At 60.2% G+C, this 16,866-nt stretch carries 14 protein-coding genes; 4 read left to right on the top strand and 10 right to left on the bottom strand.

All coding sequences use genetic code 11. The features are described from left to right. Window positions 1-127: 127 nt before the first annotated feature. Together KGB14_RS26950 and KGB14_RS26945 are read right to left on the bottom strand one after the other, a co-directional pair. Window positions 128-2,104, bottom strand: a complete 1,977-nt coding sequence (locus KGB14_RS26950; protein WP_223490435.1) for a methyl-accepting chemotaxis protein — start codon at window positions 2,102-2,104, stop codon at window positions 128-130. A 185-nt stretch (window positions 2,105-2,289) separates the two neighbouring features. Continuing rightward, window positions 2,290-3,210, bottom strand: coding sequence for a LysR substrate-binding domain-containing protein (locus KGB14_RS26945; RefSeq protein WP_223490433.1), 921 nt, complete (start codon window positions 3,208-3,210; stop codon window positions 2,290-2,292). Window positions 3,211-3,367: 157 nt separating this feature from the next. Here KGB14_RS26945 and KGB14_RS26940 point away from each other — a divergent pair, with 157 nt between their 5' ends. Continuing rightward, on the top strand, window positions 3,368-4,765 hold the full coding sequence (locus KGB14_RS26940; RefSeq protein ID WP_223490431.1) for a NorM family multidrug efflux MATE transporter: 1,398 nt from the start codon (window positions 3,368-3,370) through the stop codon (window positions 4,763-4,765). Between the two features lie 84 nt (window positions 4,766-4,849). Here the strand turns inward: KGB14_RS26940 and KGB14_RS26935 are convergent, their stop codons facing one another. Then, window positions 4,850-6,520 carry a putative bifunctional diguanylate cyclase/phosphodiesterase gene (locus tag KGB14_RS26935; RefSeq protein ID WP_223490429.1) on the bottom strand — a complete coding sequence of 557 codons (1,671 nt, stop codon included), beginning with the start codon at window positions 6,518-6,520 and terminating at the stop codon, window positions 4,850-4,852. Window positions 6,521-6,783: 263 nt separating this feature from the next. On the opposite strand from KGB14_RS26935, the gene rep reads away from it, so the two are divergent. Further along, on the top strand, window positions 6,784-8,793 hold the full coding sequence (rep, locus tag KGB14_RS26930; RefSeq protein ID WP_030132421.1) for a DNA helicase Rep: 2,010 nt from the start codon (window positions 6,784-6,786) through the stop codon (window positions 8,791-8,793). 85 nt (window positions 8,794-8,878) lie between these two features. Next, window positions 8,879-9,451 (top strand): xanthine phosphoribosyltransferase, encoded by a 573-nt coding sequence (locus KGB14_RS26925; protein ID WP_223490427.1) that lies wholly within the window; start codon window positions 8,879-8,881, stop codon window positions 9,449-9,451. Window positions 9,452-9,578: 127 nt separating this feature from the next. On the opposite strand, the gene KGB14_RS26920 is transcribed toward KGB14_RS26925, so the two are convergent. The 6 genes from KGB14_RS26920 to dadA form a co-directional block, all read right to left on the bottom strand. Further along, window positions 9,579-11,501, bottom strand: a complete 1,923-nt coding sequence (locus KGB14_RS26920) for an acetyl-CoA hydrolase/transferase C-terminal domain-containing protein (protein ID WP_223490425.1) — start codon at window positions 11,499-11,501, stop codon at window positions 9,579-9,581. 133 nt (window positions 11,502-11,634) lie between these two features. Then, window positions 11,635-12,063, bottom strand: coding sequence for a c-type cytochrome (locus KGB14_RS26915; protein WP_007934643.1), 429 nt, complete (start codon window positions 12,061-12,063; stop codon window positions 11,635-11,637). Window positions 12,064-12,233: 170 nt separating this feature from the next. Further along, the gene (locus tag KGB14_RS26910) at window positions 12,234-12,782 is read right to left on the bottom strand and encodes a cupin domain-containing protein (RefSeq protein WP_223490423.1); all 549 of its coding nucleotides are present in this window, start codon (window positions 12,780-12,782) and stop codon (window positions 12,234-12,236) included. A 128-nt stretch (window positions 12,783-12,910) separates the two neighbouring features. After that, window positions 12,911-13,984: an alanine racemase gene (gene alr / locus KGB14_RS26905; RefSeq protein WP_223490421.1), complete on the bottom strand. Its 1,074-nt coding sequence runs from the start codon at window positions 13,982-13,984 to the stop codon at window positions 12,911-12,913. A gap of 99 nt (window positions 13,985-14,083) precedes the next feature. Beyond that, entirely contained in the window at window positions 14,084-14,437 is a 354-nt protein-coding gene (locus KGB14_RS26900) for a RidA family protein (protein WP_030132425.1), read from the bottom strand. Beyond that, window positions 14,409-15,713, bottom strand: coding sequence for a D-amino acid dehydrogenase (gene dadA, locus KGB14_RS26895; RefSeq protein ID WP_223490419.1), 1,305 nt, complete (start codon window positions 15,711-15,713; stop codon window positions 14,409-14,411). Before dadA ends, KGB14_RS26900 begins: the two co-directional genes overlap by 29 nt. A gap of 156 nt (window positions 15,714-15,869) precedes the next feature. On the opposite strand from dadA, the gene KGB14_RS26890 reads away from it, so the two are divergent. Further along, on the top strand, window positions 15,870-16,358 hold the full coding sequence (locus tag KGB14_RS26890) for an Lrp/AsnC ligand binding domain-containing protein (protein WP_123403812.1): 489 nt from the start codon (window positions 15,870-15,872) through the stop codon (window positions 16,356-16,358). Between the two features lie 139 nt (window positions 16,359-16,497). Here KGB14_RS26890 and KGB14_RS26885 read toward each other — a convergent pair whose 3' ends face one another. After that, window positions 16,498-16,851, bottom strand: a complete 354-nt coding sequence (locus KGB14_RS26885) for a YkgJ family cysteine cluster protein (protein ID WP_223490417.1) — start codon at window positions 16,849-16,851, stop codon at window positions 16,498-16,500. Window positions 16,852-16,866 lie beyond the last annotated feature (15 nt).

Genomic DNA, 16,866 nt, shown 5'->3' with positions numbered 1-16,866 from the left:
GAATTGAGACGATGCCATCGCGAGCAGGCTCGCTCCCACATTAGATCGAAGGTGAACGCGGAATGTGTGAACACCCGGGATCAACTGTGGGAGCGAGCCTGCTCGCGATGGCGATTTCGGCAGTGACTCAGCGAAACCGGTCAACCTCATGCCGCAAGTCCGCCGCGAGCTTCTCCAGCTCTTTGGCAGTCACCGCCAGGTTCGACACCACTTCGCGCTGTTCACTGTTCGCCAAGGCAATACTTTGCAGATTACTGCTGAGCAAGGTCGCGGTGCTGCTTTGCTCTTGGGTCGCGGTGGTGATGGCGGCGAATTGCTGACCGGCCGAGCGGCTTTGCTCATCGATCCGCGCCAGCGCCGAGGCGACGTTGGCGTTGCGCGACAGGCCTTCCTGCATCAGCACATTGCCTTGCTCCATGGTGCTGATGGCGTTACCGGTTTCCTGCTGGATGCTTTGAATCATCCCGGAAATTTCATCAGTGGCCTGACGGGTGCGTGACGCCAGGTTGCGCACCTCATCGGCCACCACCGCGAACCCACGCCCCTGCTCACCGGCGCGGGCGGCTTCGATGGCGGCGTTGAGCGCCAGCAGATTGGTTTGCTCGGCGATCGAGGTAATCACCCCGACGATGCCGCCGATTTCCTGAGAACGCTGACCCAAGGTGTTGATTACCGTCGCGGTGCTGTTCAGCGCGCCGGCGATTTGTTGCAGAGACGAGGACGCTTCGTCCATCGACGTACGACCGATCTGGGTTTGCTGTGCGTTTTCCTGCGCCAGACGCTGAGTGCTGCCCATGTTGTCGGCGATGTTCAGCGAGGTGGCGCTGAATTCTTCCACGGCACCGGCCATGCTGGTGATTTCACCGGACTGCTGCTCCATCCCTTCATAGGCGCCACCCGACAGACCAGACAAGGCCTGGGCGCGGCTGTTGACCTCTTGCGAGGCCCTGCGAATGTGCTCGACCATGGTCGACAGGGCCTGGCTCATCTGGTTGAAGGCCCGGGCAAGTTGGCCGATTTCGTCGTTGCTCGACACGTTCAGGCGAACACTCAAATCACCGGCGCCCAATGCTTCGGCCTGACGCACCAGATCGCCCAGCGGCGCCAGTTTGCTGCGCAGCAGCCAGACCGCCGAACCGACAGCCAGCAACATCGCCAGCAGACTGCCGATCGCCAATTGAATGCCGACGCTCCAGGTCACGGCGCGGATTTCGGTTTTCGGCATGCTCGCCACCACCGACCACGGCCCACCTTCGAACGGCACGGCAATGCTGTAGAAGTCTTGCGATTTATCGCTCCAGAAATCGCCCTTGCCCGGCGTCCTGGCCAGACCGACGATGCTCGGGACCGCCTGATCCAGCGCTTGTACACCGGCAATCGGCACCAGCCATTTGTTCTGCTCATCCAACAGTGCCAGGGAGCCGGTCTGGCCGATGCGGAAGCGTTTGAGGTTGTCGAACTGGGCGTTCTGCGCGTCGGTGTAATCGAATCCTACGAACAGCACGGCAATCACCTTACCGCCGCTGTCGCGTACGGGGGTGTACTGAGTCATGTAGGAACGCTCGAAGAGCAAGGCGCGACCGACGTAACTCTGCCCCGCCATCAACCGCGCATAGGCCGGGTGAGCGTGGTCCAGCAGCGTGCCGATGGCCCGGGTGCCGTCCTGTTTACTCAGGGACGTACTGACCCGAATGAAATCTTCGCCACTACGTACAAACAGCGTCGCGACGCCGGCCGTCATCTGCTTGAACTCGTCCACTTCCTTGAAGTTGTTGTTCAGCACTTCGCCGCCCAGATGCAGGCCCGGGGTCTGCACGCCCGCCACGGCCACTGGTTCATCCGGGTGCACGCTCAAACCGGCGCTGAAGCGCTTCTCGAACAGACCACTGAGGCGCTGGGTACTTTCACGCAACGTGCCGTGAAAAGTGCTCAGCTGATCGGCCAGCAACCGGGCCTCGCTGGCCAGGTGCTCTTCGCGGGTGGCGAGGTTGGCCGCGTCCAGCGAACGCAGGGCAAACACGGTACTGCCGCTGATGACAATCGCCAGTATCACGGCAAGCGCAAGACCCAGTTGTGAGGCAATCCGAGCACGAGGTTGAGACATGACCGCTCCTGACCCAGTGGCCGGATCATTCTGATCACATCGCACACTCGGCAAAATTTCTGATTGTGGGAAAAACATGGGACCTGCACGAAGGTGCCATCAGCAGATTTTCGGCGGCAAAGCTGAATACTTGAGTAATTGACCGGGATATGGCTCAGAGCCACCATTGCGGTGACTCCATCGATTCAGCCCAGGCGTTCGACATCCGGTAATTCCATGGCCCGGACTTCGCCTTGCAGGAAATCGCTGAGGCGGCGCAAACGCTCACCGCCGGGGCGGGTTTTCGGCCAGACCAGGTAATAATTCTCACCACTGGCGACAGCCGTCGGCCACGGCAAACTCAGACGTCCCTGTGCGACATCCTCCGCCACCATCAGCAAGTCGCCCATGGACACACCGTAACCTCGGGCAGCGGCGATCATGCCCAGCTCCAGCGTGTCGAACACCTGCCCGCCCTTGAGGGAGACTTGATCGGTCAGGCCCATGCGCTCCAGCCAGTTGCGCCAGTCACGGCGGTCCGGCGTCGGGTGCAGCAGCTCGGTACTGGCCAGGCGCGCAACGTCCCACGGTTGATCCTTCAGAAGATTCGGTGCCCCCACCGGAATCAGCTCTTCGGAGAACAGGAAAGTCGCTTCCCAGTCCGGTGGAAAATTCCCGTTGCTGAGAATGACGGCGCAGTCGAAGGGTTCGTGGTTGAAATCCACCGAATCGATGTCCATCCAGGCGCTGGTCAATTGCACCTCGTTCCCCGGTTGCAGGTGCCGAAAACGGCTAAGCCGCGCCAACAGCCAGCGCATGGTCAGGGTCGACGGGGCTTTCATGCGCAGGATGTCGTCCTCGGCGCGCAAGGTATTGCAGGCTCTTTCAAGGGCGGTGAAGCCTTCGCGAATGCCGGGCAGGATCAGCCGCGCCGATTCGGTCAATTGCAGATTCCGCCCGCTGCGGTGAAACAGCCGACAGGCGAAATGCTCTTCGAGCGTACGAATATGCCGACTCACCGCGCTTTGCGTGATCGACAGTTCTTCGGCGGCACGGGTAAACGAGCTATGCCGCGCCGCCGCTTCGAATGCTCGAAGGGCATACAAGGGAGGGAGACGACGAGACATCAGGAAAGCTCCTATAGCGCGATGGCATCAACTTATCAGAAACTCCAAAGCATGAGTTTTAATCATGCCACCCATCCTTTTTATCCCTTTGTGGAAACCCCGCAGAGCGCCGAGAATCGGCGTTTCCTGTTCTCTCTGACAATCGAGCGTGATGACCATGCAGCATCCAGCGCGTATTGAACTCCGGGCCATCCTGCGGCTGGCGGGGCCGTTGATTGCCTCGCAGTTGGCGCACATGTTGATGGTCCTCACCGACACGTTGATGATGGCGCGCCTGAGCCCCGAAGCGCTGGCCGGCGGCGGCCTGGGTGCGGCGACGTATTCGTTCGTGTCGATTTTCTGCATCGGCGTGATCGCGGCGGTCGGCACCCTGGTGGCCATCCGTCAGGGCGCGGGCGACATCATTGGCGCGGCACGGCTGACTCAAGCCGGGCTGTGGCTCGCCTGGTTGATGGCACTGGTGGCCGGTTTGCTGTTGTGGAACCTCAAACCCGTGTTGCTGCTGTTCGGCCAGACCGAAACCAACGTCCAGGCGGCCGGCCAGTTTCTGCTGATCCTGCCATTTGCCCTGCCCGGCTATCTGAGCTTCATGGCGCTACGCGGCTTCACCAGTGCCATCGGCCGGGCGACGCCGGTGATGGTCATCAGCCTTGGCGGCACCGTGGCCAACTTCCTGCTCAACTATGCGTTGATCACCGGCCTGTTCGGCCTGCCGAAAATGGGTCTGGTGGGCATCGGCCTGGTCACCGCGATCGTTGCCAACCTCATGGCGCTGGCGCTCGCGCTGCACATTCGTCGGCATCCGGCTTACGACGCGTATCCATTGCGCCAGGGCCTGTTGCGGCCCAACCGTCAGTACCTGAAGGAGTTGTGGCGCCTGGGCCTGCCGATTGGCGGCACCTATGCGGTGGAAGTCGGCCTGTTTGCCTTCGCCGCGCTGTGCATGGGCACCATGGGCAGTACGCAATTGGCGGCACACCAGATCGCCCTGCAAATCGTCTCGGTGGCGTTCATGGTTCCGGCGGGGCTTTCCTACGCGATCACCATGCGCATCGGTCAGCATTACGGTGCCGGGCAATTGCTGGACGCGCGGCTGGCCGGACGGGTCGGGATCGCCTTCGGTGCGGCGGCCATGCTCGGCTTCGCGATGGTCTTCTGGCTGCTGCCGCATCAGTTGATCGGTTTGTTCCTGGACCACAACGACCCGGCGTTCCGCGAAGTCATCAACCTGGCCGTGAGCCTGCTGGCGGTGGCGGCGTGGTTCGAGCTGTTCGATGGCACGCAAACCATTGCCATGGGCTGCATCCGCGGGCTCAAGGATGCCAAGACCACCTTCCTGGTGGGTTTGGGTTGCTACTGGCTGATCGGCGCACCGGCCGCCTGGTGGATGGCCTTCCATATGAACGTGGGGCCGACGGGGGTCTGGTGGGGATTGGCATTGGGGCTGGCGTGTGCGGCGGTGAGCCTGACGCTGGCGTTTGAGTGGAAGATGAAGCGGATGATTCGACTAGAGCCTTCAGCGCAAGGCAGCTTTCAGGTGATTCAGCCGGATTAATATCAAAAGATCGCAGCCTTCGGCAGCTCCTACAGGATCGCGCACGACCGCGCTTTTGTAGGAGCTGCCGAAGGCTGCGATCTTTTAAATGGCTTCAACCACAGCCATCTGACTGGAACCAAAGGTCAAATACTCAACCAACTCCGCCAACGGCAACGGCTTGCTGATCAGATACCCCTGCACCTGATCGCAACCAAACCCGCGCAACAAATCCAGCTGTGCCTGCGTTTCCACGCCTTCGGCGACCACTTCGAGTTTGAGGTTGTGCGCCAGGTTGATCATGGCGTGCACCAGCTTGCGATTCTCTTCCCGTTCTTCCATGCCGCCGACAAAGCTCTTGTCGACCTTCAGCAAGGCAATCGGCAGGCTGTTGAGGTGCACGAACGAAGAGAACCCGGTGCCGAAATCATCCAGCGAGAAGCGCACGCCGAGGCGCCCGAGGGCGTCCATGGTTTGCTTGACCAGATCGCTGCGACGCATCACCGCGGTTTCGGTCAGTTCGAATTCCAGCCATTGCGCCTCGACACCGCGCTCGGCAATCAGCCGGCTCAGGGTCGACAGTAATTGGCTGTCCTGAAACTGCCGGAATGACAGGTTGATCGCCATGTGCAGCGCCGGCAGACCTCGTTCGCGCAACGCCTGCATGTCCCGCAAGGCCCGGGAAATCACCCAGTAACCCAGCGGCACGATCAAGCCGCTTTGCTCGGCCAGCGGCACGAATTCGCTGGGGGGCAACAAGCCGCGTTCGCCATGACGCCAGCGCACCAAGGCTTCGAGGCCGACGATCTGGCCGTCCTCAAGGTTCAGCCGTGGCTGGTAATGCAGCTCCAGCTCATCGCGACGCAAGGCCCGGCGCAGCTCGCTTTCGAGGTCGGCGATGCTGCGGGCATTGCGATTGATCCGTTCGTTGAAGATGTGAAAGGTGCAGCCCTGAGTGCTCTTGGCCTGCTGCATGGCGATGTGCGCGTGCCACATCAACGGGTCGGCGCCGGCCTGCGCTCGTGCGTGGGCGATGCCGAGGCTGGAACCGATCAACAGGCTTTCGCCGTCGACCCAATAGGGTTCGGACAGGGCTTCGGTAATGCGTTCAGCCATCCACTCGGCGCGCTGAGGGGCGCGGCGGGTGTCGATCAGCAGGGCGAATTCATCGCTGCCCAGCCGCGCCAGTTGATCGCCGGCCTCCAGCTGGCTTTTCAGCCGCGAGACCACCTGCAGAATCAACCGGTCACCAGCCTGATGGCCGAGGGCGTCATTGGCGTGTCGGAAGTTGTCGAGGTCGAGGTGACCGAGGGCCAGGCCGCGGCCTTCGTTTTCGGCCAGGCGCGCCGCCAACAAGGTCTGGAAGCCCTGGCGGTTGGCAATACCGGTCAACGGGTCCTGCTCGGCCAGGCGCTGCAAGGTGTTTTCCAGCACGCCGCGCTCACGCACGTGGCGCAGGCAGCGGCGCAACATGCCGGGATCCAGCAGATCGCGTACCAGCCAGTCGCTCACACCATCGGGTGGCGCCAGCGGTTCGTTCTCGAGCAGCAACACCGTCGGCAGGCTGCAACGGCCCGGCATTGGCTGAAGGGCCGGGATCGTCAACAACACCGCACTGCGGTTGTCATCGAACAGACTGCTGACCGACTCCCAGCTCGGCGCGCTGATCAGCACAGCCGTGCTCCCCATCGGAGCCAGACACTCGCGCAACAACGCCGCCCACACTGGCTCTTCGGCCAGTAGCAGCAAACGCAAGGGTTCGACAGGCGTAGACAAGCTAGCTCCCTAGACTCTGCAATGATGTAGGCGGCGGGCATTATGCCGCGCAGATAACCAATGACCAAATGACACCGGTTATCAAACACGGCTTTTGTATCTTGAATACGAACGTTAGACGCAAATTCACCACACATCCTGCGTGAAAGTATCAAAACCGGCAAATAGAGATAGCGTGTTACGTCACAAGTCGGAGAGAGCAGCACAATTCGCTGAGCCTGTTAAAATGCCGGCCCATTTCGCTAACGACTCCCTGATTTCGTATGTCCCGACTCAATCCCCGGCAGCAAGAAGCCGTGAGCTACGTCGGCGGCCCTCTTTTGGTGCTCGCCGGCGCAGGCTCCGGCAAGACCAGCGTGATCACCCGCAAAATTGCGCACCTGATCCAGAGCTGCGGCATCCGCGCCCAGTACATCGTCGCCATGACCTTTACCAACAAGGCCGCGCGGGAGATGAAAGAACGGGTCGGCACCCTGCTCAAGGGCGGTGAAGGTCGCGGCCTGACGGTTTGCACCTTCCACAACCTGGGCCTGAACATCATCCGCAAGGAACACGTGCGGCTGGGCTACAAACCGGGCTTCTCGATCTTCGACGAGACCGACGTCAAAGCCCTGATGACCGACATCATGCAGAAGGAATACTCGGGCGACGACGGCGTCGACGAGATCAAGAACATGATCGGCTCGTGGAAAAATGACCTGATCCTGCCGCCCGAAGCCCTGGAAAACGCCCGCAATCCCAAGGAGCAGACCGCCGCCATCGTCTACACCCACTACCAGCGCACGCTCAAGGCGTTCAACGCGGTGGACTTCGACGACCTGATCCTGCTGCCGGTAAAACTGTTCCAGGAACACGACGACATCCTGGAAAAATGGCAGAACAAGGTCCGCTACTTGCTGGTGGACGAATACCAGGACACCAACGCCAGCCAGTATTTGCTGGTGAAACTGCTGATCGGCAAACGCAACCAGTTCACCGTGGTGGGCGACGATGACCAATCGATCTACGCCTGGCGTGGCGCCCGTCCGGAAAACCTGATGCTGCTCAAGGACGATTACCCGTCCCTGAAAGTGGTGATGCTCGAGCAAAACTACCGCTCCACCAGCCGCATCCTGCGCTGCGCCAACGTGCTGATTTCCAACAACCCGCACGAATTCGAAAAGCAGCTGTGGAGCGAAATGGGTCACGGCGACGAAATCCGCGTGATCCGTTGCCGCAACGAAGACGCCGAAGCCGAGCGCGTGGCGGTGGAAATTCTCAGCCTGCACTTGCGCACCGACCGCCCCTACAGCGATTTCGCGATCCTCTATCGCGGCAACTACCAGGCCAAGCTCATCGAGCTGAAGCTGCAGCATCATCAGGTTCCGTATCGTCTGTCCGGCGGCAACAGCTTTTTCGGACGTCAGGAAGTGAAAGACCTGATGGCCTACTTCCGCCTGATCGTGAACCCGGACGACGACAACGCCTTCCTGCGGGTGATCAACGTCCCACGCAGGGAGATCGGTTCGACCACGCTGGAGAAGCTGGGCAACTACGCCACCGAGCGAAAAATCTCGATGTACGCCGCCACCGACGAAATCGGCCTGGGCGAGCATCTGGACACGCGCTTCACCGATCGCCTGTCGCGCTTCAAGCGTTTCATGGACAAGGTCCGCGAGCAGTGCGCCGGCGAAGACCCGATCTCGGCCTTGCGTAGCATGGTCATGGACATCGACTACGAGAACTGGCTGCGCACTAACAGCTCCAGCGACAAGGCCGCCGATTACCGCATGGGTAACGTCTGGTTCCTGATCGAAGCGCTGAAGAACACGCTGGAGAAAGACGAAGAAGGCGAGATGACCGTCGAAGACGCCATCGGCAAACTCGTGCTGCGCGACATGCTGGAGCGTCAGCAGGAAGAGGAAGACGGCGCCGAAGGCGTGCAGATGATGACCTTGCACGCCTCCAAGGGTCTGGAATTTCCCTACGTGTTCATCATGGGCATGGAGGAGGAAATCCTCCCGCACCGCTCCAGCATCGAAGCCGACACCATCGAAGAGGAGCGTCGCCTGGCCTACGTCGGGATTACCCGGGCGCGTCAGACTTTAGCCTTCACCTTCGCCGCCAAGCGCAAGCAATATGGTGAGATCATCGACTGCGCGCCCAGCCGTTTCCTCGATGAACTGCCGCCGGACGATCTGGCCTGGGAAGGCAATGACGACACCCCGACCGAAGTCAAAGCCGTTCGCGGCAACTCCGCATTGGCGGATATACGCGCGATGTTAAAGCGCTAGAATTGCCTATTTTTTAACCGGCTGCTTTTTCAACCGAAAGTATTCACGAGCTTAGGCGCACATAGCGCCAGTAGAGGAAAGCTTCATGGAAGCACTGCACAAGAAAATTCGCGAAGAAGGCATCGTGCTTTCCGACCAGGTTCTGAAAGTCGACGCCTTTCTGAACCACCAGATCGACCCGGCCCTGATGAAGCTGATCGGCGACGAATTCGCCACGCTGTTCAAGGATTCAGGCATCACCAAGATTGTCACGATCGAAGCCTCGGGCATTGCCCCGGCGATCATGACCGGCCTGAACCTCGGCGTGCCGGTGATTTTCGCCCGCAAGCATCAGTCTTTGACCCTGACTGAAAACCTGCTGTCGGCGACCGTGTACTCGTTCACCAAGCAAACCGAAAGCACCGTGGCGATCTCCCCGCGTCACCTGACCAGCAGCGACCGCGTACTGATCATCGACGACTTTTTGGCCAACGGTAAGGCGTCGCAAGCGCTGATTTCGATCATCAAACAGGCCGGCGCGACCGTTGCAGGTTTGGGCATCGTGATCGAGAAGTCGTTTCAGGGTGGCCGTGCGGAACTGGATGCCCAGGGTTATCGCGTGGAATCGTTGGCTCGCGTTCAGTCGCTGGCTGGCGGTGTCGTGACCTTTATCGACTAAAGCTACACCGCACATTCCCTGTGGGAGCGAGCCTGCTCGCGATGAGGCCATAACATTCAACTTCATTGTTGGCTGTTACACCGCCATCGCGAGCAGGCTCGCTCCCACAGTTGATTTCGGTTGGCTGTTACCGCGCGGTGGCCTTCAGGCCAGTGAGCAGTAGCCGCTGAAACAAGTCCTCTTTCAATCCTTCGGGGTGGGTCAGCTGCATCCGCTCCAGGTGCATGGGAAATTCCGAAGGCTCTGGTGCATCCAGCGCAGCCTTGCCCAGCTCCAGAATCTCCGTGAGCTTGAACTTGCTCTTCAGCCAGTTCAGCGCCCGCAATAAGTCCCGCTCCTCAGCGGTGAAATCGCAGCCCAGTGGATACTCCGGAAACAAATTCGAATGCCGTGCCTGGATGGCCCGCAAACGCTGTGGGCTGTTGTCGGCGAAACGCGGATCGAGGCGAAAATGCTTCGGCAATTTGCCAACGCTCTGCGCCTGCTCGATCAGCCCCGGCTGGAAACGTGAGTCGCTGATATTGAGCAATGCCTCGATCACTGCCGCGTCGGTCTTGCCCCGCAAATCGGCGATGCCGTACTCGGTGACAACGATGTCTCGCAGGTGCCGCGGGATCGTGCAGTGGCCGTATTCCCAGACGATATTCGAACTGACCTCACCGCCCGACTCGCGCCAACTGCGTAGCAGCAGGATCGAACGCGCACCCTCCAGAGCATGCCCCTGGGCCACGAAGTTGTACTGCCCGCCGACACCGCTGAGCACCCGTCCATCCTCTAACTGATCGGCCACCCCGGCGCCCATCAAGGTCATGGTGAAGACGGTATTGATGAAGCGTGCATCGAGGCGCTGCAAGCGTTTGAGTTCTTCCTGACCGTAGAGCTCGTTGATGTAGCTGATGCGGGTCATGTTGAATTCAAGCAGCTTGTTGTGCGGTAGCTCGCGCAGGCGCTGGTAAAAACTGCGCGGCCCGAGAAAAAAACCGCCATGCACCGAGATGCCGTCAGTCTGTGCGGCCTCGTCCAGTGTCCCGTCATTCGCCTGCTGCTGGGTCGGCGCGTCCGGGTAAACCTTGCGCCGCACGATCCCGGCATCCGCCAACACCAGCAAACCGTTGACGAACATTTCGCTGCAACCGTAAAGGCCCTTGGCGAACGGTTCGATGCCGCCTTCGCGCTCAATCAGTTGCGCCCACTGGCTGAGATTCAGATCCGCCAGCACGGCCTTGTAACCGTCACTGTCAGCTTGCCGCGCCAGCAACGCCGCCGTCAGGGCATCGCCCATGGCGCCGATGCCGATCTGCAAGGTGCCGCCATCGCGCACCAGCGTGCTGGCGTGCAGCCCGATGAAATGATCCTGGAAACCCACCGGCATGTTCGGCGTGGAGAACAGCGTGGTGCTGTCCTTCTCGTCGATCAGCAGGTCGAAGCTGTCGATGCCGATTTCCGCATCGCCGGGCATGTACGGCAAATCGTTGTGCACCTGCCCCACCAGCAGGATCGTTTCCCCCGCCGCCCGGCGTTTGGCGATCATCGGAAACAGGTCGAGGGTGATGTCCGGGTTGCAGCTCAGACTCAGGCGATCAGGGTGCTCGGCATGGCTGGCCACCAGTTGCGCCACCAGGTTCAGGCCGGCGGCATTGATGTCGCGCGCGGCGTGGCTGTAATTGCTGCTGATGTAATCCTGCTGGGCCGGTGCGCTGTTAAGCAGGCTGCCTGGCTGCATGAAAAATTGATGAATGTGGATGTTGCCCGGCAGGCTGTCGCGATGCAGGTCGGCGAGGAAATCCAGCTCCGGATAATCGCCGAACACCCGCTCGATGAAGGGTTCGAGGAAGCGTTTTTGCAAACCATCGCCCAATGGCGGGCGGCCGAGGCACAGGGCGGTATAGACCGTCAGTTGCCGCTCGGGGAGTTGCGCGACGCGTCGATACAGCGCGTTGACGAAATGGTTGGGTTTGCCCAGCCCCAGCGGCAGGCCCATGTGGATATGCGCCGGCAATCGTGCCAATACGTCATCGACCGCCTGCTCGATAGAACACAACTGCACCATCTGCTCCTCCCGCCCATTCCATGAATTGGGGTTGGATCGAGCTTGCCGGGGATTTGCGGCAATGAACAGTGTCGCAGAGCAAATCGCGGGTACAAAAAAGCCGCTCGAAAGCGGCTTTTCGTTGAAGGCATGCTTATTTCAGGCCAGACATCTTCTGGATGGCGCCTTCAAGGTCTTTCAGTTCGCAGTCACTGCAGGTGCCTTTTGGCGGCATCGCATTGAGCCCGCTCAATGCTACCTTCGCCAAGCCAGCAGCGGTGCCGCCTTCTTTATCGGCGCGTTTTTTCCAGTCTGCGGCATCACCGATTTTGGGTGCGCCCAACAGGCCGGTGCCATGACAAGCATTGCAGTGTTTGGCAATGATTTCGTCGGGAGTTTTTGCTGCACCGCCACCAACCGAAGCAGCGACTTCCATCCCCTTGCACTCTTTACCCTGCACACAAACCTGGCCGACGGGTTCAAGACGTTTAGCAATATCGTCGTTGGTCGCTGCTTGTGCGCTGACTGCCCAAAGGGCCAATACGGTTGCTGGTGCGGCCAGCATTTTCATAATTAGGTTCACGCGTACACCCTCAATGGTGGCTAGTCACGCCCACGGCCACGGTTCGCAGGCGGGCGCAAGTATAGCGGTAAGCCCGCCACACTGAAACAACCCCAAAGTCGAAGGGGTCTTATCGTGGGACGGAAATACAGCATGGGCGTCTCCGCAATCCGGGCAGGACGCCTCTTCTCTTAGAAATTCGCTGGAGTGGCTGCGCTGATTAGTCGCGCCGGAGCATCGAACGGATTACGGAAACGGTGCGGCTTGGTACTTTCAAAGTAGTAGCTGTCGCCGGCTTCGAGCACAAATGTTTCGAGACCGACCACCAGTTCCAGCCGACCTTCCACCAGAATCCCGGTTTCTTCGCCCTCATGGGTGAGCATCTCCTCACCGGTGTCGGCGCCTGGCGGGTAGATTTCGTTGAGGAACGCAATAGCCCGGCTCGGGTGAGCCCGGCCGACGAGTTTCATGGTCACTGCACCATCGGAAATATCGATCAGTTCGTTGGCTTTGTAGACGATCTGAGTCGGTTTTTCCTCCAGGATTTCTTCGGAAAAAAACTCGACCATGGACATGGGAATCCCGCCCAGTACCTTCCTCAGCGAACTGATCGAGGGGCTGACGCTGTTCTTCTCGATCATCGAAATGGTGCTGTTGGTGACGCCCGCACGTTTGGCGAGTTCACGCTGGGAAAGACCTTTGAGCTTACGGATCGATTGCAGTCGTTCACCGACGTCCAATGCTGGAGCCTCCAGGGATTCAGGTTGCAGGAATAATGAGCGTTATCATGGCGACAGCGTTCAGTATTTACAACACTTGGGCCGGAATCCTGTTTGGCGAAACGACTTTCGGTCGGGAACGCTATTGTTCAGCCCCCGGAATAGAGCAGCGGCACCCGACGCAGGTTGCAGAAGATCTGGTAAGGAATCGTGTCTGCGGCCGTCGCGACGTCACTGGCGAGGATATTTTTGCCCCACAACTCGACGGGCGAACCGAGCCCGGCTTGCGGCACGTCGGTCAGGTCGACACAGAGCATGTCCATCGATACCCGGCCCAGTAACTGACTACGCTGCCCGGCCACCAGCACCGGCGTGCCGGTCGGTGCCTGACGTGGATAGCCGTCGGCATAACCCATCGCCACCACGCCCACGCGCATCGGTTTGGGGGTGACGAATTTCGCGCCGTAACCAATCGGCTCGCCGGCCGGCAGTTCACGCACGCAAATCACTTTCGATTCCAGGGTCATCACCGGTTGCAGGCGGGACGCCACGGCATTGGCCTCTTCGAAAGGCGTCGCACCGTAGAGCATGATGCCCGGGCGCACCCAATCACTTGGAATCTGTGGCCAACCGAGCACCGCCGGCGAGTTACGCAGACTGATTTCGGCCGACAAACCCTGACGCGCCGCCTCGAACACCGCGACCTGCTCGGCGCTGGTCTGGCAGTGCAGTTCATCGGCGCGAGCGAAGTGGCTCATCAGCACGATCTTCGCCACTTTGCCGCTGGCCAGCAGCCGTTGATAGGCCGCCTGGTAATCCGCCGGGTGCAGGCCAACCCGATGCATGCCCGAGTCGAGCTTGAGCCAGACCGTGATCGGTTTGCTCAGCGCGGCTTTTTCGATGGCTTCGAGCTGCCACAGCGAATGCACCACGCACCAGAAGTCATGTTCAACGATCAGCGACAGTTCTTCGGCTTCAAAAAAACCTTCCAGCAACAACACCGGCGCTCGAATGCCGGCGGCGCGCAGCTCCAACGCTTCTTCGATGCACGCCACGGCAAACCCGTCCGCCTCGGCTTCCAGCGCCTGGGCGCAGCGTACCGCGCCATGGCCATAGGCATCGGCCTTGATCACCGCGAGGGCACGGGCACCCGTGACTTCACGGGCAATCCGGTAGTTGTGACGCAGGGCTTGAAGGTCGATCAGGGCACGGGCTGGACGCATGGCGGCAGACTTCTAGTCGGTCATTGGAATAAAAAACCGGCGCTGGCTGACAGCGTGAACCGCCAACAGCGCCGGGAGAGGGATCTTTCTGGCTTGGCTTTACGGCAGCGCGGCGACAACCGACAGCTCGACCAGGATTTGCGGTTCGCACAGCTTCGATTCGACCGTCGCGCGGGCCGGTGCAACGCCTTTTGGCAGCCACTGGTCCCACACCGAATTCATGCCTTCAAAGTGTGCGTCGATGTCTTTCAGGTAAATCGTCACCGACAGCAGACGGCTCTTGTCGGTCCCGGCCAGATCCAGCAAACGCTCGATATTGGCGAGGGTTTCACGGGTCTGCTGTTCAATCCCGGCACTCATGTCATCGCCGACCTGCCCTGCCAGATACACCGTACTGTTGTGGACAACGATCTGGCTCATGCGCTCATTGGTGAGCTGGCGCTGGATTGACATGTTTTGCGGACTCCTGAAGTTTGTTGCCATAACGGGAAATATCGAGGCCTTCGGCACTGATCTGCGGTGTTTTCTTCGCCATCAGGTCGGCCAGCAAACGACCGGAACCACAAGCCATGGTCCAGCCGAGCGTGCCATGGCCGGTGTTCAAGAACAGGTTTTTGAACGGCGTGGCACCGACAATCGGCGTACCGTCCGGGGTAGTCGGACGCAGGCCGGTCCAGAAACTCGCCTGGGCCAGATCGCCGCCCTGAGGATAAAGGTCGTTGACGATCATCTCCAGGGTTTCGCGTCGACGCGGGTTCAACGACAGGTCAAAACCGGCGATTTCCGCCATGCCACCGACGCGGATGCGGTTGTCGAAACGGGTGATCGCGACCTTGTAGGTCTCGTCGAGAATGGTCGACGTCGGAGCCATCGCCGGGTTGATGATCGGCACGGTCAGCGAGTAACCCTTGAGCGGATACACCGGAGCCCTGATGCCCAGCGGCTTGAGCAGTTGCGGTGAGTAGCTGCCCAGCGCCAGCACGTAACGGTCGGCGGTTTCCAGCTTGCCGTCGATCCATACGCCGTTGATGCGATCACCGGCGAAGTCGAGGCGCTGAATGTCCTGGCCGAAACGGAATTCCACACCCAGTTTCGTGGCCATCTCGGCCAGGCGGGTGGTGAAGATCTGGCAGTCGCCGGTCTGGTCGTTCGGCAGGCGCAAGGCACCGGCGAGGATGTCGGTGACACTGGCCAGGGCCGGTTCGACCCGGGCAATGCCCGCGCGGTCGAGCAGTTCGAACGGCACACCGGACTCTTTCAGCACGGCGATGTCTTTGGCGGCGCCATCGAGCTGCGCCTGGGTGCGGAACAGCTGGGTAGTCCCCAGGCTGCGGCCTTCGTAGGCAATACCCGTTTCCGCACGCAATTCGTCGAGGCAGTCGCGGCTGTACTCGGACAGACGCACCATGCGCTCCTTGTTCACCGCGTAACGGCTGGCGGTGCAGTTGCGCAGCATTTGCGCCATCCACAGGTATTGGTCGATGTTGGCGGTGGCCTTGATCGCCAGCGGCGCGTGACGCTGCAACAGCCACTTGATGGCTTTGAGCGGCACGCCCGGCGCGGCCCACGGCGAGGCATAACCCGGCGAAACCTGCCCGGCGTTGGCGAAACTGGTTTCCATGGCCGGTGCTGGCTGACGATCGACGACCGTCACTTCAAAGCCGGCCCGTGCCAGATAATAGGCACTGGCGGTACCGATGACGCCGCTACCCAAGACCAGAACGCGCATTTTCATTTCCCTCATCGCGGCTTACCGCTGACGTTTATTGTGCAGACCGAAGATGTGGGCAGTTTAAAAAAGATTAGCCAGTGTTTTTCACTATATAAGTGCTTATATTTGGCGACAATTCTCGGCAAAAACCCTTTTCACGGAGGCGCATCCCCTATGCGAACCAACACTCAGACCAAACGTGAGCTGGACAAGATCGACCGCAACATTTTGCGGATCCTGCAAGCGGACGGGCGCATCTCTTTCACCGAGCTGGGGGAAAAGGTCGGCCTCTCCACCACGCCCTGCACTGAACGGGTACGGCGACTGGAGCGCGAAGGGATCATCATGAGCTACAACGCTCGCCTGAATCCGCAGCACCTGAAGGGTAGCCTGCTGGTGTTCGTCGAGATCAGTCTCGACTATAAATCCGGCGATACTTTCGAAGAGTTCCGACGCGCGGTGCTGAAACTGCCCCACGTTTTGGAATGCCATTTGGTGTCAGGGGATTTCGATTACCTGGTGAAAGCACGGATTTCCGAGATGGCCTCGTACCGCAAGCTGCTGGGCGACATCCTGCTCAAGCTGCCGCATGTGCGCGAATCCAAGAGTTACATCGTGATGGAAGAAGTGAAAGAGAGCTTGAGTCTGCCGATTCCGGATTGAAGGTTCAGCCACAAGGGAAGGGTTGTCTGAGCGACCGCTATCGCGAGCAGGCTCGCTCCCACAGGTACAGCGGTGTCCTTGTGGGAGCGAGCCTGCTCGCGATTGAAGCAACTCGGTCCCCGCTGAAGTAACGCTGTTTTTAAACCAACACCTGCCGGGTGCTGGCCATGTACTCATGAATCTGCTTCTCGACCCGAGGATGAATCAGCTCCACCGGCCGCCGCCCGTTGGGGCACGGCAGGGTCTTGGTGGTACCGAACAGTCGACAGATCAGGGGGCGCTCGTCATACACGGTGCAGCCGTTGGGGCCTAGATGGACGCAATTGAGTTCATCCATCGCCGCGTCCTGCTCGGCCCGGCTCTTGCGAGGCAGACGGGACATTTCTTCGGGCGAGGTGGTCACCGGCCCACAACAGTCATGGCAGCCGGGTACGCACTCGAAGGTGGGAATCTGCTGACGCAAAGTGCGAATTTTCTGACTGTTGCAGCTCATCGAAGCGGTGACCGA

The sequence above is a fragment of the Pseudomonas sp. A-RE-19 genome, from assembly GCF_019956555.1.
In the GTDB taxonomy this organism is placed as follows: Bacteria; Pseudomonadota; Gammaproteobacteria; order Pseudomonadales; family Pseudomonadaceae; genus Aquipseudomonas.
This window is presented reverse-complemented; position numbering and strand designations above follow the sequence as displayed.

Bases quoted from the DNA above. Each gene is read 5' to 3' on its own strand.
- KGB14_RS26950 (WP_223490435.1), bottom strand. From the start codon at position 2,104: ATGTCTCAACCTCGTGCTCGGATTGCCTCACAACTGGGTCTTGCGCTT.
- KGB14_RS26885 (WP_223490417.1), bottom strand. From the start codon at position 16,851: ATGAGCTGCAACAGTCAGAAAATTCGCACTTTGCGTCAGCAGATTCCC.
- KGB14_RS26945 (WP_223490433.1), bottom strand. From the start codon at position 3,210: ATGTCTCGTCGTCTCCCTCCCTTGTATGCCCTTCGAGCATTCGAAGCG.
- KGB14_RS26925 (WP_223490427.1), top strand. From the start codon at position 8,879: ATGGAAGCACTGCACAAGAAAATTCGCGAAGAAGGCATCGTGCTTTCC.
- alr (WP_223490421.1), bottom strand. From the start codon at position 13,984: ATGCGTCCAGCCCGTGCCCTGATCGACCTTCAAGCCCTGCGTCACAAC.
- rep (WP_030132421.1), top strand. From the start codon at position 6,784: ATGTCCCGACTCAATCCCCGGCAGCAAGAAGCCGTGAGCTACGTCGGC.
- KGB14_RS26900 (WP_030132425.1), bottom strand. From the start codon at position 14,437: ATGTCAATCCAGCGCCAGCTCACCAATGAGCGCATGAGCCAGATCGTT.
- KGB14_RS26920 (WP_223490425.1), bottom strand. From the start codon at position 11,501: ATGGTGCAGTTGTGTTCTATCGAGCAGGCGGTCGATGACGTATTGGCA.
- dadA (WP_223490419.1), bottom strand. From the start codon at position 15,713: ATGCGCGTTCTGGTCTTGGGTAGCGGCGTCATCGGTACCGCCAGTGCC.
- KGB14_RS26940 (WP_223490431.1), top strand. From the start codon at position 3,368: ATGCAGCATCCAGCGCGTATTGAACTCCGGGCCATCCTGCGGCTGGCG.
- KGB14_RS26890 (WP_123403812.1), top strand. From the start codon at position 15,870: ATGCGAACCAACACTCAGACCAAACGTGAGCTGGACAAGATCGACCGC.